Annotated in this window: 23 protein-coding genes; 22 read left to right on the top strand and 1 reads right to left on the bottom strand. The window is 58.4% G+C overall.

The annotated features are described in order from the left end of the window. Window positions 1-14: 14 nt before the first annotated feature. From efp to BED41_RS09655, 11 genes are all read left to right on the top strand, one after another. Window positions 15-587, top strand: a complete 573-nt coding sequence (efp, locus tag BED41_RS09705; protein WP_066745371.1) for an elongation factor P — start codon at window positions 15-17, stop codon at window positions 585-587. Window positions 588-638: 51 nt separating this feature from the next. Continuing rightward, complete coding sequence (locus BED41_RS09700; RefSeq protein ID WP_066745368.1) at window positions 639-1076, top strand: CD1247 N-terminal domain-containing protein; 438 nt, start codon at window positions 639-641, stop codon at window positions 1074-1076. Between the two features lie 106 nt (window positions 1077-1182). Further along, window positions 1183-1650 carry an Asp23/Gls24 family envelope stress response protein gene (locus tag BED41_RS09695; RefSeq protein WP_066745366.1) on the top strand — a complete coding sequence of 156 codons (468 nt, stop codon included), beginning with the start codon at window positions 1183-1185 and terminating at the stop codon, window positions 1648-1650. 73 nt (window positions 1651-1723) lie between these two features. Next, window positions 1724-2197, top strand: coding sequence for a hypothetical protein (locus tag BED41_RS09690; protein ID WP_066745363.1), 474 nt, complete (start codon window positions 1724-1726; stop codon window positions 2195-2197). A gap of 10 nt (window positions 2198-2207) precedes the next feature. Further along, a complete protein-coding gene (gene nusB / locus BED41_RS09685; protein WP_066749200.1) occupies window positions 2208-2741 on the top strand; it encodes a transcription antitermination factor NusB in 534 nt (177 codons plus the stop codon). Beyond that, window positions 2728-3966 (top strand): exodeoxyribonuclease VII large subunit, encoded by a 1239-nt coding sequence (xseA, locus tag BED41_RS09680; protein WP_066745361.1) that lies wholly within the window; start codon window positions 2728-2730, stop codon window positions 3964-3966. The genes nusB and xseA overlap by 14 nt, the downstream gene beginning before the upstream one ends. A gap of 1 nt (window position 3967) precedes the next feature. Beyond that, window positions 3968-4987 carry an S-methyl-5-thioribose-1-phosphate isomerase gene (gene mtnA / locus BED41_RS09675; RefSeq protein ID WP_066745359.1) on the top strand — a complete coding sequence of 340 codons (1020 nt, stop codon included), beginning with the start codon at window positions 3968-3970 and terminating at the stop codon, window positions 4985-4987. A gap of 2 nt (window positions 4988-4989) precedes the next feature. After that, window positions 4990-6237, top strand: a complete 1248-nt coding sequence (locus BED41_RS09670) for an adenosylhomocysteinase (RefSeq protein WP_066745357.1) — start codon at window positions 4990-4992, stop codon at window positions 6235-6237. Between the two features lies 1 nt (window position 6238). Continuing rightward, window positions 6239-7519 carry an amidohydrolase gene (locus tag BED41_RS09665; protein WP_066745354.1) on the top strand — a complete coding sequence of 427 codons (1281 nt, stop codon included), beginning with the start codon at window positions 6239-6241 and terminating at the stop codon, window positions 7517-7519. A gap of 725 nt (window positions 7520-8244) precedes the next feature. Beyond that, window positions 8245-8724: an OmpH/Skp family outer membrane protein gene (locus BED41_RS09660; protein WP_066745352.1), complete on the top strand. Its 480-nt coding sequence runs from the start codon at window positions 8245-8247 to the stop codon at window positions 8722-8724. 32 nt (window positions 8725-8756) lie between these two features. After that, entirely contained in the window at window positions 8757-11210 is a 2454-nt protein-coding gene (locus tag BED41_RS09655) for a YadA-like family protein (protein ID WP_066745349.1), read from the top strand. A 129-nt stretch (window positions 11211-11339) separates the two neighbouring features. On the opposite strand, the gene BED41_RS09650 is transcribed toward BED41_RS09655, so the two are convergent. After that, window positions 11340-11837 (bottom strand): helix-turn-helix domain-containing protein, encoded by a 498-nt coding sequence (locus BED41_RS09650; protein WP_168160252.1) that lies wholly within the window; start codon window positions 11835-11837, stop codon window positions 11340-11342. A 268-nt stretch (window positions 11838-12105) separates the two neighbouring features. Between BED41_RS09650 and alaS the strand changes: the two genes are divergently transcribed. The 11 genes from alaS (at window position 12106) to BED41_RS09595 (ending at window position 26110) form a co-directional block, all read left to right on the top strand. After that, window positions 12106-14757: an alanine--tRNA ligase gene (alaS, locus tag BED41_RS09645; protein WP_066745343.1), complete on the top strand. Its 2652-nt coding sequence runs from the start codon at window positions 12106-12108 to the stop codon at window positions 14755-14757. Continuing rightward, on the top strand, window positions 14757-15167 hold the full coding sequence (ruvX, locus tag BED41_RS09640; protein WP_066745340.1) for a Holliday junction resolvase RuvX: 411 nt from the start codon (window positions 14757-14759) through the stop codon (window positions 15165-15167). The genes alaS and ruvX overlap by 1 nt, the downstream gene beginning before the upstream one ends. A 284-nt stretch (window positions 15168-15451) precedes the next feature. Then, window positions 15452-17998, top strand: coding sequence for a DNA mismatch repair protein MutS (gene mutS, locus BED41_RS09635; RefSeq protein ID WP_229712285.1), 2547 nt, complete (start codon window positions 15452-15454; stop codon window positions 17996-17998). After that, window positions 17995-19740, top strand: a complete 1746-nt coding sequence (mutL, locus tag BED41_RS09630; RefSeq protein ID WP_066745337.1) for a DNA mismatch repair endonuclease MutL — start codon at window positions 17995-17997, stop codon at window positions 19738-19740. Before mutS ends, mutL begins: the two co-directional genes overlap by 4 nt. After that, window positions 19737-20687, top strand: coding sequence for a tRNA (adenosine(37)-N6)-dimethylallyltransferase MiaA (gene miaA, locus BED41_RS09625; protein ID WP_066745335.1), 951 nt, complete (start codon window positions 19737-19739; stop codon window positions 20685-20687). The genes mutL and miaA overlap by 4 nt, the downstream gene beginning before the upstream one ends. Then, window positions 20684-21517 carry a 4-hydroxy-3-methylbut-2-enyl diphosphate reductase gene (gene ispH / locus BED41_RS09620; protein ID WP_066745333.1) on the top strand — a complete coding sequence of 278 codons (834 nt, stop codon included), beginning with the start codon at window positions 20684-20686 and terminating at the stop codon, window positions 21515-21517. Before miaA ends, ispH begins: the two co-directional genes overlap by 4 nt. A 17-nt stretch (window positions 21518-21534) precedes the next feature. Continuing rightward, window positions 21535-23115, top strand: coding sequence for a S1 RNA-binding domain-containing protein (locus tag BED41_RS09615; protein WP_066745331.1), 1581 nt, complete (start codon window positions 21535-21537; stop codon window positions 23113-23115). A gap of 105 nt (window positions 23116-23220) precedes the next feature. Then, on the top strand, window positions 23221-23712 hold the full coding sequence (def, locus tag BED41_RS09610; RefSeq protein ID WP_066745328.1) for a peptide deformylase: 492 nt from the start codon (window positions 23221-23223) through the stop codon (window positions 23710-23712). Next, a complete protein-coding gene (gene fmt / locus BED41_RS09605) occupies window positions 23712-24647 on the top strand; it encodes a methionyl-tRNA formyltransferase (protein WP_084002381.1) in 936 nt (311 codons plus the stop codon). The genes def and fmt overlap by 1 nt, the downstream gene beginning before the upstream one ends. Before the next feature lie 12 nt (window positions 24648-24659). After that, window positions 24660-25211: an NUDIX hydrolase gene (locus BED41_RS09600; protein WP_084002380.1), complete on the top strand. Its 552-nt coding sequence runs from the start codon at window positions 24660-24662 to the stop codon at window positions 25209-25211. Then, a complete protein-coding gene (locus BED41_RS09595) occupies window positions 25208-26110 on the top strand; it encodes a tyrosine-type recombinase/integrase (RefSeq protein ID WP_066745325.1) in 903 nt (300 codons plus the stop codon). The genes BED41_RS09600 and BED41_RS09595 overlap by 4 nt, the downstream gene beginning before the upstream one ends. The last annotated feature ends 10 nt before the right edge of the window (window positions 26111-26120 follow it).

Raw genomic sequence — 26120 nt, 5'->3', positions numbered from 1 at the left:
AGGGAGGCATTTTTATGGCACAGATAGTTGATACGAGCGATTTCCGTCCCGGCCTGAAGATCAAATGGGAGGGCGGAATGTGGGTCATCCTCGAATGTTCGCATCATAAGATGGGAAGAGGCGGCGCGATCGTCCGCGGCAAGCTCCGCAATCTCGAGACCGGCTCAAGCGTGGACCAGTCTTTTAAGTCGGGCGAGCGCTTTGAAAGGATCATCTTCGACGAGAAGCCCGCGCAGTATCAGTATAAGGACGGCGAAGATTTCGTCTTTATGGATATGGAATCCTACGACCAGGTGACGCTCTCGCCCGATGTTCTCGGCGATATGGTAAAGTTCCTTATAGACGACCTTGAGGTCAGCTTTGACATGTATGAGGGACGCGTCATGGGCATCGAGCTCCCGAACCAGGTGACGATGAAGATCACCGACACACCGCCCGGATTTAAGGGTGATACGGCCTCCGGCGGCGGCAAGCCCGCGACGACCGAGACTGGCCTTGTAGTTACTGTTCCGTTCTTTGTGGAAAACGGCGAAGAAATCGTCGTCGACACGAGGACGGGGGAGTATTTAGAGCGAGCGAAGAAGTAACCGGGCACTGGTTTCTTCCGGCATTCGCATAATCCAACAGGAGGGATTCAAATGAGCGCACGTGAGAAAATAGCATATTTGAAGGGGCTTATCGACGGACAGAATTTAACGGCTGATTCGCCTGACAAAGCAAAGTTTTACACCGCATTAGTTGATGCACTGGATTCCCTGGCTGTTGCAATTGAGGATCACGAAGAGGTACATGAGGAGCTCAATGCCTACCTCGAACAGCTTGACGAAGATGTCTCGGACATTGAAGATGAGCTTGACGAGCTCTACGAGGATGAGGATGATGACGAGTGCTGCCATCACCATCACTACGATGATGACGACGAGGAAGACTGCGAGGATTTTGACGAAGAGGAATACGAGTCGGTAACGTGCCCGAACTGCAACAACGATTTCTACTTTGAACCGGCTATGTACGATGAAGAGGAAGATCTCGTCTGCCCGCACTGCGGCAAGCCCTTCAAGCTTCCTGAAGATTAGGCCGCGCGGGAGGAGATTCTCCGCGCGCCTGGCTTAGAAACGAGGAGACATTCATCGTTTTTTTGAAACAAGGTTTTGGAGATCTTGTAGGAGGAGGAATTGCGGCATGGTTGAATCAATGAACGAAGATTTCAACGTTGAAGAAAAGCAAGATATGGAGTCGGGCCTAGGCCAGACAAATCTTGAAGGCAAGGTCCGTATTTCGGAGGATGTGATCGCGCAGCTTGCCACGAAGGCGCTGAACAGCGTCGAAGGGGTATCTCCCGCGAGCCCCGGCCTGATGGCTAACCTCAGACTGGGCCGCAAGACGGTAAACGGCGTCCGTATCTCCATATCGGACGGCGATTCCCCCGAGATCGTGGTAGACGCCTATATCTCCGTTAAGTACGGCCTGCGGATCCCCGATGTCTGCTGGGACGTCCAGGAGGCGGTCAAAGAACAGGTGGAGCGCTATACTGGTTATGCGATCAAGGGCGTAAACATCTACGTTCAGGGTATCACTTTCGCGGAAAAGAAGACGGCCGACGGTGAAGCTACCGACGCGGCCGATATGTTCAGCGGCGAAGAGGCCTGATTTAGCAGCTTTTAACTTCTAAGAAGGCCGGTTTAGTATGACCGGCCTTCTTTTTTGAGAGGCGGTGCAGGGTATGCTGTTTCTATGGACGACGACAAAACTTGGTAAGATCTGGATAGACGGCGACGCGATAAAGCTCATCATATCGAAGCGCCTCCCGCAGGAGTTCTACGTGCAGGAGGTATCGTTTATCGGCGAGAAGAACCTTCTCAACGCCTATATCGCGGCGCCCGAAGACGCTGATTTTGAGACGAAGGCCACGCTTGAGGAGCGCTTCGGAGGCATATTCAACAAGTCCGGCATTGCGGTACAGCTGAACTGGGTCAATATCGCCCCGCAGGATAACAAGAAGACGACGCCGGTGTGGATGCTGCCGCTTTTCTGGGCCGCCGCCGCCGCCGGTATCACGGCGCTCTTCCACATGGGGATCAAGGGGATACTTTGGTCCATCTTCTCCGCCGTAGTTGGCTACGGCGTCGCCTGGGTACTGATCACCGACGACGGACAGCGGCAGATAGCGGCGTTGAAAGAACATTTCAGGAGATGATTTTTTGGTGATGTCCCGTATGGCGCGGCTGCGCCACAGGGCGCGCGAGGTCGCGCTGCAGCTGATATATATGCTTGACATGAGACCCGAGACCCCGCCGCAGGAGGCGCTGGAGCTGCTTCCCGCCGACGAGGCCCTCGAACTTTTCAGCGCGGAGCTCGCGGATGAGGGCGCGGAATCTCCGGATAAAAAGAAGTTTCCCTCGGTATCCGCCTTCGACCTCTCCCTCTCGGAGTCTGAACGGGACGAGGTGCTGGCCTACGCTGCGGAGCTCTTCCGCGGCGTGCGCAGCAACAGCGTGAAGATCGAGGACATTATCCGCGTGAATATGGAGAGCAAATGGCGTCCCGAGAGGCTGGTCGCGATCGATAAGGCGGTCATATCGCTGGCCCTCTATGAGGGTATCATCGCGCAGAGCGTCCCCGTGAACGTAGCGATATCCGAGGCGGTGGAGATCGCCAAGGCCTTCGGCACGGAGGAGTCCGGCCGTTTTGTGAACGGAGTGCTCGGACGCATAGTGCGCAGCGATAATGAACGCGAATAAGAACAACAATATCGTAACGGTAGATGAGATGACGGCCTCCGTGAGAGAGGCGCTCTTTCGTGAGCCGTCGCTGCAGAATCTCTCCGTGCGCGGAGAGCTGCTAGGCTTTAAGTTACACACCAGCGGACACGCCTATTTTACGCTGCTCGGCGCGAACTCCCGCGTCGCCTGCGTGCTCTTCCGCTCTTACGCGAACTCGGTGCTGGTCTGGCCGAAGGACGGCGACGAGGTGCTTGTCCGCGGCAAGATAGACGTCTACGGCGCGCGCGGCTCCTATCAAATATACGCGACGACACTGCTGCCGCTTGGAGCCGGCGCGAAGGCGCGCGCGAAAGAGGCGCTGCGGCTGCGCCTGGAGCAGGAGGGGGTATTTGATCCCCGGCTCAAAAGGCCGCTGCCGCGTTACCCGGAACGGGTCGCCGTGATCACCTCGCCGACCGGCGCGGCGCTCCAGGATATTTTAAAGCTTCACTCGCTCCGCTTTCCCTGCGCGGAGCTTATCGTCATTCCCAGCCTCATGCAGGGGCTAGGCGCTCCCGAGGAGATCGTGCGCGCCTTTGAGCTGGCGCGGCGCATCCCCGGCCTCTCCTGCGTAATGCTTGCGCGCGGCGGCGGAAACCGCGACGACCTGGACATTTTTGATAACGAGTTCGTCGTGCGCGCGATAAGGCTCTCGCCCGTCCCTGTGATCACAGGGCTGGGCCACCAGATAGACAGCACGCTCGCCGATATGGCCGCCGACGCGGCGGCTCCCACTCCCTCGGGAGCGGCGGAGCGGCTCTTTCCCGACGGCCGCGCGCTGGAGGCGGCGCTGCAGAACGCGGCGCGCAATATGCGCGGACGGCTGGAGGCGCGCATTGGCTTTATGGATAAGAATATCGCCGCCGCTAAGGGGCGTCTTGACCGGGATATCGTCAGAGGCCATCTGCAGCCCGCCGTGGACTTTACCGAGCGGGCGGTGCTCTCCGCCGACAACGCGATAGCCAAGAGGCTGCGGGAGGAGTGCGCCGGGCTTGCGGCCTTTGCCGCGAGGCTCGCGAACCTTTCGCCGCTCGCGCTGCTGGCGAAGGGTTACAGCATCTGCGCCGACATCTCCGGCGCGGTGATCCGTTCGGCGGCTTCGATGAAGGTTGGCGATACTGTGAAGATCATCATGAACGACGGCAGCGCCGAGGCCGTCGTGAAAGAAGTTTCCCACAAACCGTTTTTCGGGGAGGCAAAATAAGATGCTGCCCGCGACTATCGAATGGAAAGAGGGCCGGCTGCTGCTCCTTGACCAGCGGCAGCTTCCAAGCAGGACCGAGTATGTGAGCTGTGAAAGCGCCGAAGAGACGGCGCGCGCGATAGAGAACATGACGGTCCGCGGCGCGCCCGCCATCGGGGTGGCCGCGGCCTACGGCCTCGTCCTCGCGCTCAAAGGCGAAGATTTCGCGGCGGCGGCGCGGCGGCTTGCCGGGACGCGCCCCACGGCGGTGAACCTCTTCTGGGCCATCAGGCGCATGGAGGCGCTTTGGCGCGCGAACGAGGATAAAAATAAAGATGAACTCTACCTCATCATGGAGAAAGAGGCAAAAAACATCCATGACGAGGATATCGAGATAAATAAAAGTATCGGCCGCTTCGGGCAGGAGATACTGCCGGAAAAGGGCGCGGCGATCACCCACTGCAACGCGGGGGCGCTCGCGACGGCCGGTTACGGCACGGCGCTCGGAGTATTTCGCGCCGCCGCCGAGGCGGGCAAGGAGATAAAGATCTACGCCGACGAGACGCGGCCGCGTCTGCAGGGCAGTTTGCTCACCGCCTACGAGCTTCAGCGGGACGGCTTTGACGTGACGGTGATCACCGATTCGATGGCCGCCTTTCTCATGTCGCGCGTGAAGATCGACGCCGCCGTCACCGGCGCGGACCGCGTGGCGATGAACGGCGACGCCGCGAACAAGATCGGCACCTACAGCCTCGCGATCGCCGCAAAACGGCATGGCGTGCCCTTCTATATCGCCGCGCCGCTTTCCACCTTTGACGCGGGGTGCGCCTCCGGCGAGGATATCCCGATCGAGGAGCGCGGCGGCGGTGAGGTACGCGCCGTCGGCGGCGTCGAGGTGGTGCCGGAGGAGATAAAGGTCTGGAATCCGGCCTTTGACGTTACGCCGAACGAACTTATCACGGGAATCATTACGGAGCGCGGCATCATCCGTGCGCCGTTTGCCGAAAATATAAAAAAATTTTTTCCGGGGAGGAAAAGGTAAAGATGAGGAATGAATTTAAGATCGCGGATATAAATCTCGCCCCCGAGGGGCACCGCCGGATGGAGTGGGCCTGGGAGTATATGCCCGTCCTGCGGCTGATAGCCGAGAAGGAGACTCCCGCGCAGCCGCTGGCCGGCGTGGTCGTCGGTACCTGCCTCCACCTTGAGGCCAAGACGGCCTGCCTGCTGAAGGTGCTCCACCAGCTTGGCGCGACTGTCGTTACGGCGGGCAGCAACCCGCTTTCGACGCAGGACCCGATATGCGCCGCGCTCGTTGAAGAGGGCGTCCACGTATTCAGCCGCCGCGGTATGAGCGCGGAGGAGTACAGCGAGAACCTTCGCGAGATGCTCAAGTGGGACCCGCAGGTGATCATCGACGACGGCGGCGACGTGGTCTCAATGATAATCGAGGAGCGCCGCGACCTGATAAAGAACATCCTTGGCGGCTGTGAAGAGACGACCACCGGTATCAAGCGCCTCAAGGCGATGGCCGAGGAGGGCGTGCTGCCCTTCCCGATGCTTGCCGTCAACGACGCGCAGAGCAAACACCTTTTTGACAACCGCTACGGCACGGGGCAGTCGGTGTGGGACGCGATCCTGCGCACGACGAACCTTATCGTCGCAGGTAAAAACGTCGTCGTCTCCGGCTACGGCTGGTGCGGCAAGGGTACCGCGAAGAGGGCGGCGGGGCTCGGCGCGCGTGTCATCGTCGTCGAGGTCGATCCCCACCGCGCGCTTGAGGCGCTTATGGACGGCTTCGAGGTGATGGATATGAACGCCGCGAGCAGGGTCGGAGACGTTTTCATCACCGTCACGGGAAATACGAAGGTCATCCGCCGCGAACATTTTGAGAATATGAAGGACGGCGTCCTGCTCGCAAACGCGGGCCACTTCGACGTGGAGGTCTATGTGCCCGACCTCCGTGAACTTGCCGTCGAAAGGCGTCAGCCGCGCGACAATATAGAGACATTCGTGACCGCAGACGGCCGCAGGCTTCACCTGCTCGGAGAGGGACGTCTCGTCAACCTCGCCGCCGGCGACGGCCACCCGGTAGAGATAATGGACCTCAGCTTCGCGATGCAGCTGCTCTCGTCGCTCTATATCGCGAACAACCGGCTGGAGCCGGGGCTTTACAACGTGCCGGAGGAGCTTGACCGGCGCATCGCGGAGCTCAAGCTCGAGTCTCTTGGGATAACGATCGAGAAGCTTACGCCGGAGCAGGAAGAATATATGGCGAGCTGGAGGGAATAGGATGCAGAACCTTTACCGCGATGTGATTGTCTGGGACGGTGAATCGAAGGGCGCGCGCCGCTGCGACGTGCGCACCGAGGGGGCGGAGATCGTCGCCGTCGAACCGGCGGGAACCTTCCGTTACGGCTCGGCCTATGAGGGGCGCGGCAAGACGGCGCTGCTGCCCGGCTTCGTCAACGCCCACGGACACGCGGCGATGACGCTGCTGCGCGGCCTCGGCGAGGAGCTGCCGCTGATGGAGTGGCTTGAACAGCGGATCTGGCCGGTGGAGAACAGGCTCAACGGCGACCGCGTCTATACAGGGACGCAGCTGGCGGTCATGGAGATGCTCTCCACGGGGACGACCTGCTTCGCCGATATGTATTTCTTTATGGACCGGGTCGCCGAGGCGGCGCTGGCCTGCGGCATGAGGGCCGGACTCTGCCGCGGTATCGTCGGCGGCGCTGACGGCGCGGAGAAGCTGGCGGAGAACCTGAAGCTCGCGAAGGACTATAACGGCGCGCAGGGACTTGTGAGCGTACAGCTTGGCCCGCACGCCCCCTACACCGTGCCATTTGAACTGATGAAGGATATCGCCGACGCGGCGAAGGAGAACGACCTCGCCGTTCAGCTGCACTGGCTGGAGACGACGCGCGACTGGCCGCTCTCCGAGTCGTCGAAGAGCATGACGCCGGAGGAGTTCCTTGAAAAAACCGGTATTTACGGCGTCAAACAGCTGCTCCTTGCGCACTGTGTCTGGATAGAGAAGGAAAGGCTGCCCTTCTACGCGCAGCCGAACATCACCGTGGCGCACAACCCTAAGAGCAACTGGAAGCTTGGCAGCGGCACCGCCCCCGTGGTGGATATGCAGAGAGCGGGAGTGAAGGTCGCTATCGGCTCCGACGGCGCTTCGAGCAACAACCGCCTCGACATGTGGGATGAGCTGCGCTTCGCCGCTCTCGCGCAGAAGGGGGCGAACATGGACCCGACCCTGCTCTCCGCGGAGGAGGCCCTGCGTATGGCGACGGTGAACGGCGCGCTGGCCCTCGGCTTTGAAAAGACGGGGCTTATCAAAGAGGGATACACGGCTGACTTTATGCTGATAGACCTCGACCAGCCGCAGTATGTGGGCTGGGACTTCGAGAATCTGCCGGGTTACCTCGTCTATGCCGGTTCGTCAGCTGACGTGAGAACGACGGTCGTCGCTGGTGAGACGCTCTATCATATGGGAGCCTTCACGAAGATGGACGCCGAAAAGATTATGGCAGAGGCGGCGTCGGTGAGAAAATATCTGACCGCGTAGCGGAGCTTCTCTTGGAATAAAGGGCGGCTCGCCGGCTGAATAAACGATAATATTGACCAGTAAAGAGCGGAATGCGCATTGCGGCGTATCCGCTCTTTTGTTTTTGCCTCTGTCTGCGATGTTCCGGCCGCCGATGTCATCGGATGGACTTTTCCTCTTTTTACTTTTCAAACACTTCGAAATAATCCCATATCAAATATATTGAAACAGCCATAAAGTGTTCGCATTAGTGCCGCTGCGTCTATTCTCAAATGAGCGGTCGGTTATCCGTCTTCAGGGCTGAGCCGATTATTGTCAAATTTGTTGACATATATAGTTAAAAACAGTGAATACATGGTGGTTTTAGATAAGTGTATTTTACATATATACTTGACATCAATTGTTTATTGTGTAAAACTATCAAGCATAATGTTGTTGGTGTACAACTTTATGTTAATGATATACGACATTGCATGCAGGGAGGCGCTAATAGGAGAGAATTTAAATATTGGGGATAAGCTGCTGTATTTCCGCCGCGTTTTTTGACAGCCGTATGCCGTGCCGCCCTCACCTTTATGAAACGCGGGCTGCGGAAGCGGAGAGAATGTATTCGCGCCGCCGCCGTTTTGTCGCTCGATGTTTTTATCGCGTACCTTATCCGGACGGTCCTTAATTACGGCGGATGCGTCAGAGACTTTTTAGTTTAATTTATACATCATTTTAAGAATGAAGGGACGTTGAGTTGTATGCGTTTGAAGAAGACGGCGATACAGCTGCTGTTGGCGCTGTGCATTTTTTACGGATGTTCTTTTGCGGCGTCTCCTGCTGGAGCCGGCGAGGTTGCGGTCATTGACATGGCCGGCGTCATTGACGCGAGCAATCCCGGAAAGGCGGGGCAGAAGTATCTTGATAACCTGAAAGCCGGCCTGGAGACGGAGCTGCAGCGTTTCAAGGACAAAACAGCGAAATCAAAGGACGCCGAGAGGCAGGCCGCGGATAAACAGCGTGAGCTGAACGGCGAGTATCAGGCTGAATACGATCGTGTGACCGCGTTGATCGTCACGCGTCTTCGCGTTGTCATCCGGGAGTGGATCAACAGCAACAGAAAGGGGGTGATGGTCGTCGTCCCCGCGCATACGCTGCTTGGATTTTCAGACAAGGCGGACATAAGCGGAGAGATATTGAGGGCTTTCAACAGCGTGGCGATAGATTTTTCTAAAAAATAGTGACGAAGCTACGTAAAAGAGGAGGAAAAACAGTGAAAAGAAAAAAGTCTTGGGCGTCTGTACTGGCGCCGGCAGTTTACGCATTGATCATCTCATTTATTTTCGCGTGCTTCCCGACGTGGAGTTATGCCGGTTATGTCGCCATCGGCGGCAATGATGATTGGCAGAGAAGTAACGCAAACACGCAATATCCGTCGGTAAGAATCGGGGAGTGGACGGTCTCCACCGGAATGTATGCCGTCGCTATCGGATATAGCGCGATGAGCCATGGAGCGAACAGCGTCGCTATTGGCAGCAACTCTTATGTTGGTCCAAACGAGAGTAATGTCGTATCTGTCGGCAGCTCCAGCATCCAGCGCCAGATCAGATGGGTGGCCGACGGCCGCTCCGCCTACGACGCGGTAAATTATAAACAGCTCAGCGCAGTGAACGAGGAAGCGGCGAAAAAGGGCAGCTGGAAGCTAAAGGTGGACAATAATTCTGCCAAGACGATAAACAACGGCGACACCGTGGCGCTCAAGAGCGGGCGCAACCTGACGATTTCCGAGAGCGGCGGCGCATATACCTTTGCCGTAGCCGCCAAGCCGAATTTTGACGAGGTGACGGTCGGTTCCGGCATGAGCAAGATCACGATCGGCCAGGGCATCGCGATGGGCAATAACAGGATCACCGGCCTTGCCGACGGAATCAACGACAAGGATGCCGTGAACCTTGCCCAGGTAAAGGCGATGACCGGAGATAAGGGACAGTGGACTTTCCGGGTGAACGGCGGCGAGACCGGCGAAGACGTGATAAAAAACAGCAATGAGCTGCTTGCCATCGCGGACGACGGCAAGAATCTGTCCATAAATGCCCTCTCGGACGACCTGGGCAATAAGTATTACCAGTTCAGCGTCGCCGACGCGCCGACATTTACGAAGATCACCGTTACCGGCGAAAACGGCGTAGGCCTTGACATGAGCGGTACGAGAATCACCAACGTCGCCGCCGGCACTGAGGATACCGACGCGGTAAACGTCAAACAGCTGAACGACGCGACATCGGGCCATGTCAAATATGACAGCGACACAGAGAAGGGCAGAGTCACGCTGGAGGGTGCAAACGGCACGACGATCGACAATGTGAACGACGGTATTATCGGCGCGGGCAGCAAGGAAGCGGTGAACGGGAACCAGCTCTGGCAGACGCAGCAGCAGGTCGAAAACCTTGACGAACTCGCGGTCAAGTATGACGATGCAAATAAAAACCAGGTGACGCTGGCAAACAGCGAGGGCGGCCCCGTTAAGGTCACCGGCGTCGCTGACGGCGACATAGCCGAGGGCAGCACCGACGCCGTAAACGGCGGGCAGCTGTGGGAGACTAATCAGAGAGTCGGCGCGCTCGAGGACAGCGTTGAGAATATTCAGGGCGATATCACTAATATTAAGGGCGATATAACCGAACTCCAGGAGAGTGACAAACTCTCCGTCAAATATGACGGCGACGCGAAAGACAAAATCACCCTTGCCGGCAGCGACGGCACGACGATCGACAATGTTAAGGCGGGGAATCTTGCCGAGGACAGCACCGAGGCCGTGAATGGCAGCCAGCTCTATGAGACAAACCAGAATGTCGAGCAAAACCGGCTTGATATCGCGGACAATAAGACTAATATCAAGACCCTTGGCGACAGCACCGCGGCGGCTCTTGGTTCGGGCTTCAGCTACTCGGAAGAGGGCGGCATCAGCGGCGAGTTTACGGCCAACCCCGGAACCGCCAGAGCTAAAAGTTATACGGACCTGCAGAGCGCGGTGACCGACGCGCTGGAGGCGCAGTGGACGCTGGGTGTCAACGGGCAGGAGACGGGCATCGGCAACGGCGATAAGTTTGCCGTCAAAGACGGCAGCAATATCAATATCAGGCATGAAGCCGACGGCGCATACTCATTCAACGTCGTGGACAATCCCGAGTTTAAAAGCGTCAAGGTGGGCAATGTCGATATCAACCAGAACGGTATCAATATGGGCGGCGGCGGAATAACCGGTCTTCGCCCCGGCGGAATATACCAGGGCAGCAGCGACGCGGTAACCGGCGACCAGCTGTGGAACGCCTATAAGAGAATGGACGACCTCAACGAGGATATCCACATTGTCGGAGCGCACGCAGCGGCCCTCTCCGCGCTGCATCCCGTACCCTATAATCCGTACGAGCCGACGACGCTAGCGGCGGGTTTTGGTACTTACCGCGACGAGTACTCGGTGGCGGTCGGCGTGTTCCATTATGTTCGTGAGAACCTGCTGGTCAACGCCGGTATGTCAATTGCCTCCGACGGCGACGTTATGGGCCGCGCCGGCATCAGCTTCGCGGTCGGCAAGGGCGGAAAGAAAAAGCCTGTGCTCGCGAGAGATCTGACCGAGATGCAGAGGCAGCTGGCGGAAGTACAGATCGCACTGCAGCAGCTCAAGGAAGAGAACGAAGCGCTGCGCGGAAAACTGGAAAATAAGTAGCGGTAAACTTTGTGTTTGAAACCGCCGCATCCCTATGGAGGAAAAATTTCCCCGTGGTATACGGCGGTTTCCGTTTTTGCCGTAAACTGGCGTCAGGCAGCGGCAGTTAAATGGGGGATGCGGGAGTCCTCATTTATGCAAATCTATTACGGCGGCAAGCTTCTCTCTTGCCAGGGAGATACGGTTTTCCAAATATCTGAGATGCCAGTCTAGTAATTCCGCGTTTGCCGCCGAAATATCGTTTAACTCTTCCACACAAGAGAGTGCGCCGCTGATTTTTTCTTGAGCGTCAAATATATCCATGACAATCTGTTTTATGATATCTTTCCGCGACTGGTTGTCTTCTTTTCCGCTGAATGCCGCGGAGATTATCTCTTTATCTTGGGACTCACCCGGTATTTTTTCGGGGAAAAGCGGGGGATAATCCTTATCTTCTTTACAGATAAGCGCGGATACCGGTACTTTCAGGGCCTGCGCAATGTTAAATACATTTTGGCTGTCAGGAATATTTTTGCCCATTTCCCAATTAATCACTGTCGTTCGGGAGACGCCGACAAGATCCGCTAATTGTTGCTGGGTTAATTTTTGTTGTCTGCGTAAATTCTTTATCTCTTCTGCCGTAAACAATATATTTCCTCCGCCCCTTATACGTCTAAAGTAACAGGCACAGAAGAAAAAAACAAGTTAAATGTATACGACACGAAGCTTTGCCTTTTTACGTAATCATAGATACTGCTTTTCTGAATTTGAGTAATAACGATGCAGCTGAATCTCCGCGAAGGCGATAAGGTAATTTCCCGTATGTTCTCTCGTACTGCTAATACTTTTTTGCGCAATTTTGTCATAAATCATATATAATGTCTAGTTAGTCTGAATTTAACGGGGGGCAATCTTAATGGAACGCCGCAGCGGCAAAGAGTTACGTGAACTGTTTCTAAAATTTTTCGAGGAGAAGGGTTGTAAGAGGTATCACAGCTTTTCACTGGTACCCGACGACCCGACGCTCCTCTTTACGATAGCGGGCATGGTGCCCTTCAAGCCGTACTTTCTCGGTTTGAAGACGCCTGAGGTGACACGCGCGACGACCGCGCAGAAGTGCGTGCGTACGAACGACATTGAAAACGTCGGACGCACTGCGCGCCATCATACCTTTTTTGAGATGCTGGGCAATTTCAGCTTCGGCGACTATTTCAAGCCGGAGATCATTCCCTGGGCCTGGGAGTTCCTCACCGAGCGCGTCGGCCTCGATCCCAACCGGCTCTACGCCACCGTCTATCTTGACGACGACGAGGCCTACGACATCTGGCATGAGAAGGTCGGCCTTCCGAAGGAGCGCATCTTCCGCCTCGGCGCGGACGACAACTTCTGGGCGGCGGGACCGGTAGGTCCCTGCGGCCCCTGCTCGGAGATAATTTACGACCAGGGAGAGAAGTTCTCCTGCGGCAAGCCGACCTGCACCGTTGGCTGCGACTGCGACCGTTACCTGGAGATATGGAACCTCGTCTTTATGCAGTATAACCGCGACGAGGCCGGCAACCTCACGCCGCTGCCCCATAAAAATATCGATACCGGCATGGGCCTCGAACGGCTCGCCTCCGTCGTACAGAGCGTGCCCAACGACTTTGAGACGGACCTCTTCCGCCCGATCATGGACAAGGCCTGCGAGCTCGTCAACGTCAAATACGGCGAGGACCCGAAGAAGGATATGGCGGTCAAGGTTATCTCCGACCATATCCGCGCCTCGGCCTTCATGATCGCCGACGGCATTCTGCCGACGAACGACGGCGGCGGCTATGTGCTGCGCCGCCTTATCAGGCGCTGCGTGCGCTACGGACGGCTGCTCGGCATCGAACGTCCATTCCTCACCGAGCTTCTGCCTGTGGTGCGCGAATCGATCGGCGACGAGTACAGCGAGCTGATCGAGCAGGCCTCGGCGATCGAACAGGTGCTCAGCACGGAGGAGGAACGCTTCTCCCGCACCCTCTCGCAGGGAAGCGACCTTATGGACTCGGAGATCGATAAGCTCACGGCGGCCGGCAGGAATATCCTTCCCGGAGACGTCGCCTTCGTCCTCTACGATACCTTCGGCTTCCCCCTCGAACTGACGGAGGAGATGTGCGAGGAGCGCGGGATAACGATAGATAAAGAGGGCTTTGAGGCGGCGATGGAGGAGCAGCGCGAGCGCGCACGGGCCTCCAGCAAGCAGACCAGCAGCGTCATCTCGAAAAACGTCTACACGGAGCTCGCGGATAAGATCGCCCCGAGCCCCTTCTGCGGATATACGAAAACGAAGTGCGAGGCCCAGGTCAAAGCGATAATCGTCGACGGGGCGCTTGCGGAGAGCGCTGCCGCGGGAACAGAGGCCGACCTCGTTCTCAGCGAGACGCCCTTCTACGCCGAAAAGGGCGGCCAGGTGGGAGACACCGGAACGATAACGGCGGGCGGCATGACCTTTGAAGTCGCCGACACAATTTATCCGGTGGCCGATCTTATCGTCCATCGCGGCAGGGTGACGGCCGGTACCGTAAAGGCCGGCGATAGCGTCAGCGCCGAGATAAACGTTGAGCGCCGCGCGGAGATACAGCGCCACCATACCGCGACGCACCTGCTTCACGAGGCGCTCGCCCGCGTGCTGGGCAAACATGTGCGGCAGGCGGGGTCGATTGTGACGCCGACGTTCCTGCGCTTCGACTTCAACCACTTTGCGCCGGTGACGCTCGACGAGCTGCGCGAGGTCGAACGTCTTGTCTACGCCGAGGTCTTAAAAAACAAGCCCGTCGTGACGACGATAATGGCGATCGAGGAGGCGAAGAAGACCGGTGCGCGCGCTTTGTTTGACGAAAAGTACGGGGACGAGGTCCGTGTGCTTGATATAGAGGACTTTTCGACCGAGCTCTGCGGCGGTACGCACGTCAAAAATACCGGCGAGATCGGCCTCGTGAAGATCATCCGCGAAGAGGGGATCGGCTCCGGCATCCGCAGGATCACGGCCGTCGCAGGCTCATCATCGCTGCCGCTCTTCCAGTCCTTCGGACTCGCCGTTACCTCCATGGTGACGATGCTCGGCGGCGACGTGGAGACTCTGATGTCGAAGATCGAGTCGATGGTCGACGAGAAGAAAGTGCTTGAACGCAAGAACCGCGAGCTTCAGGTGAAGGCCGCGATGTCCGATATAGAGAACAGCGTGAAGCCGAGGGCCAACGCGGGCGGCGTGGATCTGATCGTGGAGAAGTTCGACGACATCACCCCTGACCTGCTGCGCCAGATAGGAGACCGGATACGCCAGAAGTATCCGAACGCGCTGATGCTGCTTGCCGGCGTTGGTGAGGAGAAGCGCGTCGCCCTCACGGCGATGGCTTCGCCGGAGATCGTGAAGCTCGGGGCGCACGCCGGAACGCTGCTCAAGGCGGTGGCCGCCGAGATGGGCGGCAAGGGCGGCGGAAGCCCGACCCTCGCCCAGGGCGGAGCTCAGAGCTCAAAGGATCTCGGCAAGGCCTTCGACGCCGCGCCGAAACTCTTTGAGGAGCTTATGACAAAAGGAAAGTAATGCAGAGAATAATCGCTCTTGATATAGGCTCCGTCAGGATTGGCGTCGCCGTCAGCGATCCCTTGGGCTTTTTCGCGCAGGGGGTTGCTGTGCTCGACGCTAAGGGAGACTGGCACGCGGAGCTTGCGAAGATCGCGGGGCAGTATGAGAGGCCGAAGCTGCTGATCGGCATGCCCCGCCGCACCGATGGCAGCGAGGGGCCGGAGGCCGTGCGTATGCGCGAGACGGCGAAGTCCGTTCAGGAATATTTCCCCGAGCTTGAGATTGAGTTCTGGGACGAGCGTTTCACGACGACGATCGCGCAGCAGGCGCTGCTTGAGGCGGACGTTTCGCGCGCTGGAAGAAAGAAAAAGGTTGATAAGATAGCGGCGACACTGCTGCTGCAAAGTTATCTTGACCGCGGCCGTTAATACGCCGCCGGTCGTCCGTATCATTTGCGCCGCGGAACATGGCGGAGAGAGGCTCCAACTTATTGAAATACGTCCTCGCCTAATTCCGGCCCGTTTTGTTCAGCGGCTGATATGTAAACCGGCGGAGATACGCCGGCCATTGTATTAAAAGATAAATCTCTTTATTATGTTGCTTGCCGCAGTATCATTACGCGGCGTCCTGCGGCTTTAATATTTTTGTTTTATACTGGAAGGAAGGAATAAAAGAAATTTTGGAACTGCCAGTCGGAATAAGGATGACCCCCATGCTTGAGCAATATGTGCACTGGAAGGATAAGTACCCGGACTGCCTTCTCTTTTTCCGCATGGGAGATTTTTATGAGATGTTTTTTGAAGATGCCAAGACCGCTTCCGCCGTGCTTGACATCACCCTTACCTCACGCTCTAAAGACTCCGAAAACCAAATACCGATGGCGGGAGTTCCATTCCATTCCGTCGATTCATATCTCGGAAGGCTTGTCGCCGCCGGCTACCGCGTGGCGATCTGCGAACAGATCACCGAGCCGGACGGGCGTACGCTTGTCGAGCGCAGCGTCACCCGCATCGTTACGCCGGGGACCTGGCTGCCGGAGAACTCAGACGGCGACGGGAAGATCGCGGCCTGCCTGTTTGAAGGTAAAAACCTTTCCGTCGCGCTGCTTGATTCCGCGAGCGGAGCGCTGCGCGCCGGGACCTTCGCGCTGGAGGGCGGCGTGTCGATACTCTCCGCCTTCGCCCCCAACGAGGTGCTTCTGCGGCGCGGCCAGCTTGAACAGTTCCGTAAAAGCTGTCCATCTTTGACCTCCTGCAACACGGTGGAGCGCGACAAGGGGGATTTTTCGCCGCCGCAGGCCTCCTCCTGGCTCTGCCGCAAGTGGAATATATCTTCGCTGTCCGCGATGGGGCTGGACGACCGCGACGCGGCGGCAGGCGCGGCGGCCACCGCCGTCAAATATCTTGAGGAGACTCAATTCTCGAAGGCCTCGCACATAACCGCCGTTACGCCGATACTGCCGCGTGAAAACCTGATCCTCGATCAGAACACCCAGGCGAACCTGGAACTTATCGATCAAAGTACGACCTCGTTATTCTGGGTGCTCAACCGCTGCCGTACGCCGATGGGCAAACGGATGCTTAAAAACTGGATCACCTCGCCGCTGCAGGATATCGCGGCGATAGAGGCGCGGCAGGATATAGTGGAACGGCTTGCGGGTGATCCGCGGCTGCGCGCCCGTCTCGGCGAGCTGCTGGCGGGCTGCCGCGACATGGGCAAGTCCCTCTCGCGCATCACCCTCAACATGGGCTCGCCCTCCGATATGCTGGTCATCAAAGAGACGCTGAACTTCGTGCCGGAGATAAGAGCGTTAGCCGCTGAAGACGAGGCGCTCGCCACGCTTATTCCGGACTGCGACACCACGGAGCTCGCGGCGCTGCTGATGGCGGCGGTCGCCGATTCCGTGCCGCGCTTCCTGCGCGACGGCGGCGTCATTAAGGGCGGCTTTGACGCGGAACTTGATTCATGGCGCAGCAAAGCGGAGAATTCCTCGTCGTGGCTCGCCGCCTTTGAGGAGGCCGAGCGGGCCAGGAGCGGAATAAAGAATCTGAAGGCCGGTGTCAACAAGGTATTCGGATATTACATAGAAATTCCTAAGGGCAATGCCGGACGCGCGCCCATGAACTATATACGCAAGCAGACGCTTGTGAACGCCGAACGCTTTATCACAGACGAGCTCAAGGCCTTTGAACGCGAAATGTTCAGCGCCGAGAGCGAAATGCTGGCGATCGAGGAGCGGATATACGCCGGTCTAGTGGAGGCGGTGCTGGCGCAGGCGGCGGCGATACAGCGCACGGCGAACTTTATCGCCGAGCTCGACACGCTGCTGTCGCTTGGCGCCGTCGCCGCCGAGCAGGGGTACTGCCGTCCGCAAATGGATATGAGCAAGGATTTTGTCGTCAAAAACGCGCGCCATCCCGTCGTCGAGGTGACGCTCGGCAAAAACCCCTTCACTCCGAACGACTTCAATTTCAGCGACGAAAACGGACGCCGTATCGCCATCATCACGGGGCCCAATATGGCCGGTAAGTCCACCTATCTGCGGATGGCGGCTCTGATCGCGGTGATGGCGCACATGGGCTCCTTCATTCCCGCGGAGAGCGCGAAGATCGGGCTCATCGACCGCGTATTCACGCGTATCGGCGCGCGCGACGAACTGGCGCGCGGGCAGAGCACCTTCATGGTGGAGATGGTGGAGACCGCCAATATCCTGCGCCACGCCACGGACCGCAGCCTGATAATCCTCGACGAGGTGGGGCGCGGGACTTCGACCTACGACGGCCTCAGCATCGCCTGGTCGGTGGTTGAGTTTTTACAGGGGCAGGAGCACGCCCGCCCGCGCGTCTTTTTCGCGACGCATTACCACGAACTGACCCAGCTCGCGGAGCTTCTGCCGGGGATAGTGAACCTCAGTATGGGGGTGGAGGAGAGCGACCGCGGCGTGGTCTTCCTCCATAAGATCGTCGAGGCCCCCTCCGACCGCTCCTACGGCATCGAGGTGGCGCGTCTCGCGGGCGTTCCCGCCGCCGTGCTGCGCCGCTCCGAGGAGCTGCTGGCTACATTTGAGGAGCGCGGCGCGGAGAAGAACGAGGAGGTGAAGAGCTCCCAGCAGAACCAGCTGACGCTCTTCGACGTGCGCCAGGAGGCGGTCCTTGAGGAGCTTGCCGCCTGCGACCCGAACAACATGACGCCGATGGCGGCGCTGGAACTCGTCTGCCGCCTGCGCGAAGAGAGCAGAAAGGTACTTGGATTCAAATGATAAAGAGATTGGCCCCCGATATTTCCACACGGATAGCCGCCGGAGAGGTGATAGAGCGCCCCTCCTCGGTCGCGAAGGAGCTCATCGAAAATTCGCTCGACGCGGGCGCGCGCACGATCTCAATACAGACGGAGCAGGGCGGCAAGAGCTCCTTTGTTATTGAGGACGACGGCTGCGGCATTCCCTGCGCGGAGCTGCCGCTCGCGCTTGAGCGCTACGCCACCAGCAAGATAACGGATATAGAGGACCTTGAGAGGATATCGACGCTCGGCTACCGCGGCGAGGCGCTCGCAAGCATCGCCGCCGTCTCGCGTATGGAGATACGCAGCAAGGCTGCCGAGGCTGAAGCTGGCGGCCTGATACGCTGTGAGGCCGGCGAGATCACCCTCCACACGGAGACTCCCGCAAAGCCGGGGACGCGGATACAGATAGACGATCTGTTCTTTAATCTTCCCGCGCGCCGTAAATTCCTTAAGACCTCATCCGCGGAGCTGCGCCGCATCGTCCAGATCGTCAACGACTACGCGCTGATACATCCCGAGGTGACTTTCCGCCTTTATGAAGAGAGTAAAAAAATTCTCGAATACACGGGCGCGGCCTGCGTGGAGGATACGCTGCTGCGCCGCTGGGGCCGCCAGACGAAGATATACCATTCCGAATCGCAGAGCGGCAGCCTCTCGGCGCGCCTCTGGTGGAATCCGATCCCCGATTCCCGCCGCGTGGTGATCATGCTCTTCGTCAATGGACGGCGGGTGCAGGATGCCGCGATACGCGCCGCGCTTTCCACGGCGGACGCCGCGGCCTACGGCGAATGGCTCGTCCTTCTCGACCTGCCGCCGCAGGATGTCGACGTCAACATCCATCCGACGAAGGAGGAGGTGCGCTTCCGCCGCAGCGGAGAGGCCTTTAAGATCGTCTATGACAACGCTAAGGCGATATTCGCACAGCGGCATTCGATTGCCGCGCCGCCCCTGCCGCCGAGTGCTCCTGATGATTTCATGACGCCGCCGCGGACGGCCTTCGAAGCGGAGGCGCTTCCCGCCGCGCCCGCGGCGTACAGCCCGAACGGCTGGACATTCCAGAAGAAGGGGCCGTGGCGCGCCGCGAGCCCGCTGAGCGCCGGGGCCGCCACGGAGAATATCTTCACGCCGGCGGAGGAGCCGCCGCGTGCGGAAGAGGAATTTTTATTTGATAAAAACTATGTGGGGCAGAGCGCGGAGGGTTTTTTGATCTTCGACTTTCCCGACGCGCTGGCGGTGATGGACCCACACGCGGCGCACGAACGCATACTGTTTGAGGAGATATGCGAATCCTTCAAGGACAATATCGCGACCCAGTGGCTGACGCTGCCGATGGAGATACCGCAGGCGGTGGCCGCCGAGGCGGCGCTCTATGAAAAAGAGCTCGCGGCGCTCGGCTTCCGTACGGAGGGCGGCAGGGTGACGGCGGTGCCCGCGATCAAGGGCAAGGGGCACCTTTCGCCGATAGATATGCTCCGTTCGGCGCTGCGCGGAATGGAGACTGAGAACGACCCCGTAAAGCGGGACCGCGAGGTGTGGTGGCGCATGGCGCGCCTCGCCTGCCGCGACGCGGTAAAGCTTGGACGGCGCTTTGAGACGGAGGAGGCCCTTGATTTACTGCGTCGTCTCGAACGCTGCGACACGCCCTATACCTGCCCGCACGGAAGGCCGACTGTCTTTCTGATCGAAAATAAAAAACTGCGGGACTGGTTCGAGAGATGACGGATAAAAAGATCCCCGTTATCGCGATAATCGGCCCCACGGCGGTCGGCAAGACGGAGTTCAGCCTGTCTCTCGCCGCGAAGCTCAACGCTGAGGTAATCTCGGTCGACTCGCGCCAGGTCTACCGCTATCTTGACGTCGGCACTGACAAGGTCTCCCGCGAGATACGGCGCGAGGTGATACATCATCTCATCGACGTCGTCGATCCCGATCAGGTATATTCCGCCGCCGACTTTGCGGAGGATGCGGAGGACGCCGTGAACCGCATCATGGCCCGCGGCCGCGTACCGCTGCTGATCGGCGGCACGCCATTCTACTACCGCGCGCTCACCGGCATGCTCTCCGAAGATCTGCCGAAGGATGAAAATATCAGGTCTCAGCTGGAAGAGGAGATAACTGGGCGCGGGCTTCCCGCGCTGCATCAGGAGCTGCTGGAGATAGATCCAGAGGCGGGGGCGAAGATACACCAAAACGACCCAGTGCGCACGATGCGCGCCCTTGAGATATTCCGCATCACAGGCAAGAACGCGAGCTGGTGGTATCGGCGGCAGAATAAGATGGAATCCCCCTATGAAATATTATATATCGGCCTCACGAGGCTTCGCGCCAATCTTTACCGAAATATCGAACGCCGCGTCAAAGAGCAGTTCGCGAGCGGATATCCCGAGGAGGTCAAGTGGCTGCTCGACAACGGCTATTCTCCCTCGCTTCCGGCGCTGCAGGGCTTCGGCTACCGTGAACTGGTGCGCTACATCGGCGGCGAATGCACCTTCCTGGAGGCGATAGAGGGCGACATCCGTTCGACCAAGGCCTTCTCGCGCCGTCAGATGACCTGGTTCAAGCACTTTGAGCCCGCGCTGTGGTATGACTTCGACGAGGTCTCGAAGGAGGAGGCGCTGCGGAACGTCGTGCCACGCTGTCTCGCGCACCTGGAGGGCGGCGCATGAAGATAATCACCGCCGATCCGACGGGGCTCTGCTTCGGAGTCAAGCGCGCGATCACGACGCTAGAGAACGAACTGAAAAAGACTCATCAGGTCTACGCGCTGGGCAGCCCGATACACAATCCGCAGGAGACGGAACGGCTTGAAAAGCTGGGGCTTATCGTCGTCGATTCTCCCGAAGAGGTGCCTGAGGGCGCGGTATCTTTCGTGCGGGCCCACGGGGTGACGCCGGAGGTCTTTGAATTGCTGCGCGAAAGAAGCGCGAAAATGGTCGACGGAACATGCCCTTTTGTAAAAACGGCGCAGGAAAGAGCAAAGACCCTTTCCCAAGATGGCTATATCGTGATAATATTAGGAGACGCCTCCCATCCGGAGGTCAAGGGTATTATGGGCTATGTTTCAGGAGAGGTGCATGTGCTGGCCTCCGCGGAGGCGATACCGTACGAGCTGTACGGCAAGCGCTGCGGGATACTGAGCCAGACGACGCAGCGTGTGGAAAATTTTTCCGCGCTGGTGAGCGGATTTGTCTCTGTCTCTCCCGAGATAAAGGTATATAATACGATATGCCGCGCGACTCTCGCGCGCCAGCAGTCTGTCTGCCGGCTTGCGGAAGAGGCGGACGGCATGATAGTGTTAGGCGGCAGAAACAGCGCCAACACGAGAAAGTTAGCAGAGATCGGCTCCTGTTCAGGGGTGCCGACCTTGTGGATAGAACATGCAGGAGAACTGGAAAGGGGCTGGTTGGAAAATAAGGACATAATCGGAATAGCCGCGGGAGGCAGCACCCCCGACTGGCTGATAAAAGAACTGATCCAAAAATTAAAGATGATGTAAGCAGGAGGATGTTGGGAATGGTTGACGAGCTTCGTACAGAAGACGTAATGGAAACACAGGAAAAAGAAGAAACAATGGAAGAAATGATGCAGCAGTACGATGTGATGGGCGACTTCCACCGCGGCAAGGTCGTGGAGGGAACCGTCGTCGATTCACGTGAGGACGGCTGGCTCGTAGATGTAGGCTACAAATGCGAAGGCTTTCTTCCGCGCAAAGAATGGACTCACAGAGTTCTCGTAGAAGAGACTCCCGAGCCCGAGAACGGCGCCAAGGTCAGAGTGCAGATCACAAATATCGGGCAGGGCGAAGACGCCCAGCTTGGACTCTCACGCTGGCGCTGCGAATTTGACGAGCGCTGGAACAAGCTCGAAGAAGAGGCAGAGAATAACGAGACTATCACAGTAAAGGGAATCCGTAAGGTGAAGGGCGGCCTCATCGTGAGCTGCTGCGGCATCGAAGGATTTATCCCTATTTCACACCTGACGCAGGAGGGCCACGGAGTGAATCCCGGAAAACTCCTCGACCAGGAATTCTCTGTGAAGCTCATCGAGAAGGACCGCAGAAAGCGCCGCCTCGTATTCTCCCGCCGCAGCCTCATCGAAGAGGAACTCACAGGCATTCGCCAGGCCTTCTATGAGCAGGTACATGAAGGCGATGTGCTTGAGGGCGATGTCAGCAGCATCACGTCTTTCGGTGTTTTCGTCAACCTCGGTGCGATGGAAGGGCTTGTCCACATCAGCGAACTTTCATGGCAGCGCAGCGCGAAGGCCAAAGAGATCGTCGCTAAGGGCGACCACGTCAAGGTAAAGGTCATAGGCATCGACAAGGAGAACAACAGAATCTCCCTCTCGATCCGCCAGACGCTTGACGATCCCTGGACGACGGCGGCCGAGCGCTGGACTCCCGGCAAGGTTACCGAGGGTACCGTCACCAACCTGACAGAATTCGGCGCATTTGTAGAAATAGAGCCCGGCGTAGAGGGACTCATCCACATCGGAGACCTCAGCTGGACACGCATCAAGCACCCGAAAGAAGTCCTCAAGAAGGGACAGAAGGTCGAAGTTTCGATCATTGAGACTGACACCGAGCGCAAGCGCATCAGCCTGGGCTACAAGCAGCTTAACGATCCCTGGAAGGATGCCGCCGAGAAGTATCAGAAGGATGCCGAAGTACCTGTAAAGGTCGTCCGCATCGCTGACTTCGGCGCCTTTGTCGAACTCGAAGAGGGTATCGAGGGACTCATCCACATCTCACAGCTCTCGACGCAGAGAGTGGAGAATCCCAAGGAAGTCCTTTCAGAGGGACAGGAAGTCACCGCCCGCGTTCTCGAAGTTAACCCCGTCGAGCGCCGTATCCGCCTCAGCCTGCGTCCCGCGAACGAAGAGCCCGTAAGGCGCGCGCCGCGTGAGGAATCTCACGATCAGCCCGCGATGGGCGGAGCTCCCGCGAAGCGCAGCGAGGACCGTCCGCGCCGCCGCCGTTCAGAGGGCGGAGACCGCCGGAGACAGGAGAGCGCCAACAGCCAGCTCCCGCAGGAAGAGATGAATTTCTCAATCGGAGATCTTCTCAAACAGCGCGAAATGGAAGACGGCGAATAGCCCGACGATCCTCACAAGAGATATGGAGGCCCCGCTCACCTTGAGCGGGGCCTCTTTTTACGTTACAATAGGATAAATATGAAAACATATGACAGGAGGTCAATTATGGCCCTTAGAACTATATGTGTTTATCCAGACCCCGTGCTCCGCGAAGAGACGGCGAGTGTGACGGAGTTTGACGAAGAGCTTAAAACTCTCGTCGGCGACATGTTTGACACCATGTACGCGAACGACGGCATCGGCCTTGCCGCGCCCCAGGTGGGAGTCGCGAAGAGGATCGTCGTCATAGACTACCACGGCGATAAATTTGTGCTGGTGAATCCCGAGGTCGTTGAGGCGGAGGGTTCCGTTATTAACGAAGAGGGCTGTCTCAGCTTTCCGGGCATCTACGAAAAGGTCGCCTCACCGGAAAAGCTGACCGTCGTCTATCAGGACGAGAACGGCGTCTCCCAGAGGCGGGAGCTTGACGGCTTCTGCGCCTGCGTCTTTTCTCATGAGATCGACCACCTCAACGGGCGGCTGCTTATCGACCGGGTATCACCCCTCAAGCGTCAGTTCCTCAAGAAAAAAATCGCGAAACGGGCGGCGGAAAAATAATGGACCAGCTGACGGTTGGCTTCATGGGCTCAGGCCGCTTCGCCGCGCGCTGCCTGGAGATAATATCGCGCCGTCTCCGCCCCATGTGGGTGCTGACGAACGCTCCGCGGACGGCGGGGCGTGGCCTTAAACTGCAGAATACGCCGGTATGGGAGCTTGCGCAGTCGCTGGATCTGCCAGTATATACGACGGCTAGGCTGTCCGCCGACGCGGAGCGCCTCGAATGGCTGCGGCAAAACAGCCCCGATGTGATACTGGTGATAGACTTCGGCCAGATGATAAAAGAGCCGGTGCTCTCTATGGCCTCCTTAGGCTGCCTCAACATCCACCCCTCGAAGCTGCCGGAATACCGCGGCTCGGCCCCTATCCAGCGCGCGCTGATGGATGGACGTACAAAGACGGCGGTCTCCATCTTCCGGCTTGACGCCGGCATGGACTCCGGCCCCGTATTGGCGCAGCCGGAGCTTGTGATAGAACCGGAGGACGACGCCGCGGCGCTGATGGAAAAGGCCGCTGTGCTTGGCTCCGAGACGCTGCTTCATTATCTTTGCGGCGTAGCGCCCGCAGAGTGGCGCTTTACGCCCCAAAAAGAAGAAAATGTGACGACGGCTCCAAAGATAGATAAGTCCGAAGGAAAGATTGACTGGCGCGCGGAAAGCGCCGAAGAGATAATCAATAAGATCAGGGGCATCGGATGCTCCCCGGGAGTCTATTGCATGGTTCACGGCAAGCGGCTCCGCGTACACGCGGCAGAGCCTCTGCCCTCGGCGGACTGCGCGGTCTGCCGCTGTGAGATCGTCGATGGCGCGCCCGTCGTCGTCTGCCGCGAGGGGGCGCTTAAACTCGTCGAGGTGCAGCCGGAGGGCAAAAGGCCGCAGCGCGCCGAGGATTGGGCGCGCGGGGCCCGCATAGAAAACGGTGAAGAGATAGGATAAGAGGTGTTTGTCTTGAGCGATTCAAAAAGTCAGCTGCGTAATATCGTGCGTTCGGACTGCAAATATAAGGGACGTATCATCGACCTCCGCGTGGATACCGTGAAATTTCCCTCCGGCTCCGAAAAGGTGCGCGAGGTTGTGCTCCATAAGTCGGCGGTGGCGATCCTCCCCGTCAACGAGCGGGGAGAGATAATTCTTGTCCGGCAATACCGCCACGCGATAGACGAGGATATCTACGAGATCCCCGCGGGGCTTGTAGAAGAGGGGGAGGACCCGCGCGAGACCGCGGTGCGCGAGCTGCAGGAAGAGATTGGTTACCGGCCGGGCCATATAGAGGAGATCGCGGAATTTTACAGCTCTCCCGGCTTCTGTACCGAAAAGATTATCGTTTACTACGCAGACGAACTGGTCTCCTCCAAACTCCCCGAGGACGAAGACGAATATATCAAGGTATTTGCCTTTGCCCCGGAAGAGCTGGAAAAGATGATCGCCGAAAAGAAGATAAAAGACGGCAAGACGCTGATGGCTTTCTACTGGTACATGGCCAGGAGGCCGCAAAAATGAAACGCCCCGCCGGAGGTGAACTTGGCAGGACGCTCGAGCGCTTCACCGACTACCTCCGGCTTGAGCGCGGCTGCAGCGAGAATACGCAGCGCGCCTACAACTCCGATATGCAGATATGGCTCGCGCACTGTGAGGCCAGCGGACACGACCCGCTTGACATGCAGGCCGACGCCATCTCGCGTTTTCTGCTTGCACAGCAGGGAGAGGGACGAAAAAAGTCCTCCGTACAGCGCCTGGGGGCGATGCTCCGCTCCTTCGCGCGTTTTTTGCAGTACGACGGTGTAAGCGACAACCTGCCGCGCCTCGCACCGCTGCCGGCGAGGACGAAGGTCCTGCCGCAGGTGATGACCGAGGGCGAGGTGCAGCGGATAATCAACGCCTGCGAAGACGGCACGCCGGTCGGCAAACGCGACCGGGCCTTTATCGAGCTCGCCTACGGAGCGGGCATGAGGGCCTCCGAGCTCTGCCATGTGAGGCTGCGCGACCTTGACGCCGCGAACGGCATACTATACGCGCGCGGCAAGGGCGACAAAGAGCGGACGATTCCCTATATTGGGGCGGTCCGCCGCGTCATCGAGGAATATATCGCCGAGTACCGCCCGAAGCTCGACAAACACGGGGCGGAGTGGCTCTTCCTCTCAAGAAACGGGAGGCAGCTGCACCGCGAGACGCTGTGGGTGATCATGCGGAAGCGCGGGCTGATGGCGAATATCCCCGCCGCTCGGCTTCATCCGCACGTGCTGCGCCACACCTTCGCGACGCACCTGCTGCGCAACGGCATGGATCAGCGCACGCTGCAGGAGATACTGGGGCACAGCTCGATCATGACGACGGAAAAATATACGCACATGGATACGGAGCTGAGAGATTACTATGACCGTTTCCATCCAAGAGCTTGAGCGCCGCCGG

The organism is Cloacibacillus porcorum (assembly GCF_001701045.1).
Classification (GTDB): Bacteria; Synergistota; Synergistia; order Synergistales; family Synergistaceae; genus Cloacibacillus; species Cloacibacillus porcorum.
This window is presented reverse-complemented; position numbering and strand designations above follow the sequence as displayed.

What these genes read in the sequence shown, in the direction of transcription:
- fmt (WP_084002381.1), top strand. Translation starts at nt 23,712, where the DNA reads ATGGACCAGCTGACGGTTGGCTTCATGGGCTCAGGCCGCTTCGCCGCG.
- xseA (WP_066745361.1), top strand. Translation starts at nt 2,728, where the DNA reads ATGAACGCGAATAAGAACAACAATATCGTAACGGTAGATGAGATGACG.
- mutS (WP_229712285.1), top strand. Translation starts at nt 15,452, where the DNA reads ATGCTTGAGCAATATGTGCACTGGAAGGATAAGTACCCGGACTGCCTT.
- miaA (WP_066745335.1), top strand. Translation starts at nt 19,737, where the DNA reads ATGACGGATAAAAAGATCCCCGTTATCGCGATAATCGGCCCCACGGCG.
- BED41_RS09615 (WP_066745331.1), top strand. Translation starts at nt 21,535, where the DNA reads ATGGTTGACGAGCTTCGTACAGAAGACGTAATGGAAACACAGGAAAAA.
- mtnA (WP_066745359.1), top strand. Translation starts at nt 3,968, where the DNA reads ATGCTGCCCGCGACTATCGAATGGAAAGAGGGCCGGCTGCTGCTCCTT.
- mutL (WP_066745337.1), top strand. Translation starts at nt 17,995, where the DNA reads ATGATAAAGAGATTGGCCCCCGATATTTCCACACGGATAGCCGCCGGA.
- efp (WP_066745371.1), top strand. Translation starts at nt 15, where the DNA reads ATGGCACAGATAGTTGATACGAGCGATTTCCGTCCCGGCCTGAAGATC.
- ispH (WP_066745333.1), top strand. Translation starts at nt 20,684, where the DNA reads ATGAAGATAATCACCGCCGATCCGACGGGGCTCTGCTTCGGAGTCAAG.
- BED41_RS09690 (WP_066745363.1), top strand. Translation starts at nt 1,724, where the DNA reads ATGCTGTTTCTATGGACGACGACAAAACTTGGTAAGATCTGGATAGAC.
- def (WP_066745328.1), top strand. Translation starts at nt 23,221, where the DNA reads ATGGCCCTTAGAACTATATGTGTTTATCCAGACCCCGTGCTCCGCGAA.
- nusB (WP_066749200.1), top strand. Translation starts at nt 2,208, where the DNA reads ATGTCCCGTATGGCGCGGCTGCGCCACAGGGCGCGCGAGGTCGCGCTG.
- BED41_RS09700 (WP_066745368.1), top strand. Translation starts at nt 639, where the DNA reads ATGAGCGCACGTGAGAAAATAGCATATTTGAAGGGGCTTATCGACGGA.
- BED41_RS09670 (WP_066745357.1), top strand. Translation starts at nt 4,990, where the DNA reads ATGAGGAATGAATTTAAGATCGCGGATATAAATCTCGCCCCCGAGGGG.
- alaS (WP_066745343.1), top strand. Translation starts at nt 12,106, where the DNA reads ATGGAACGCCGCAGCGGCAAAGAGTTACGTGAACTGTTTCTAAAATTT.
- ruvX (WP_066745340.1), top strand. Translation starts at nt 14,757, where the DNA reads ATGCAGAGAATAATCGCTCTTGATATAGGCTCCGTCAGGATTGGCGTC.
- BED41_RS09695 (WP_066745366.1), top strand. Translation starts at nt 1,183, where the DNA reads ATGGTTGAATCAATGAACGAAGATTTCAACGTTGAAGAAAAGCAAGAT.
- BED41_RS09665 (WP_066745354.1), top strand. Translation starts at nt 6,239, where the DNA reads ATGCAGAACCTTTACCGCGATGTGATTGTCTGGGACGGTGAATCGAAG.
- BED41_RS09595 (WP_066745325.1), top strand. Translation starts at nt 25,208, where the DNA reads ATGAAACGCCCCGCCGGAGGTGAACTTGGCAGGACGCTCGAGCGCTTC.
- BED41_RS09660 (WP_066745352.1), top strand. Translation starts at nt 8,245, where the DNA reads ATGCGTTTGAAGAAGACGGCGATACAGCTGCTGTTGGCGCTGTGCATT.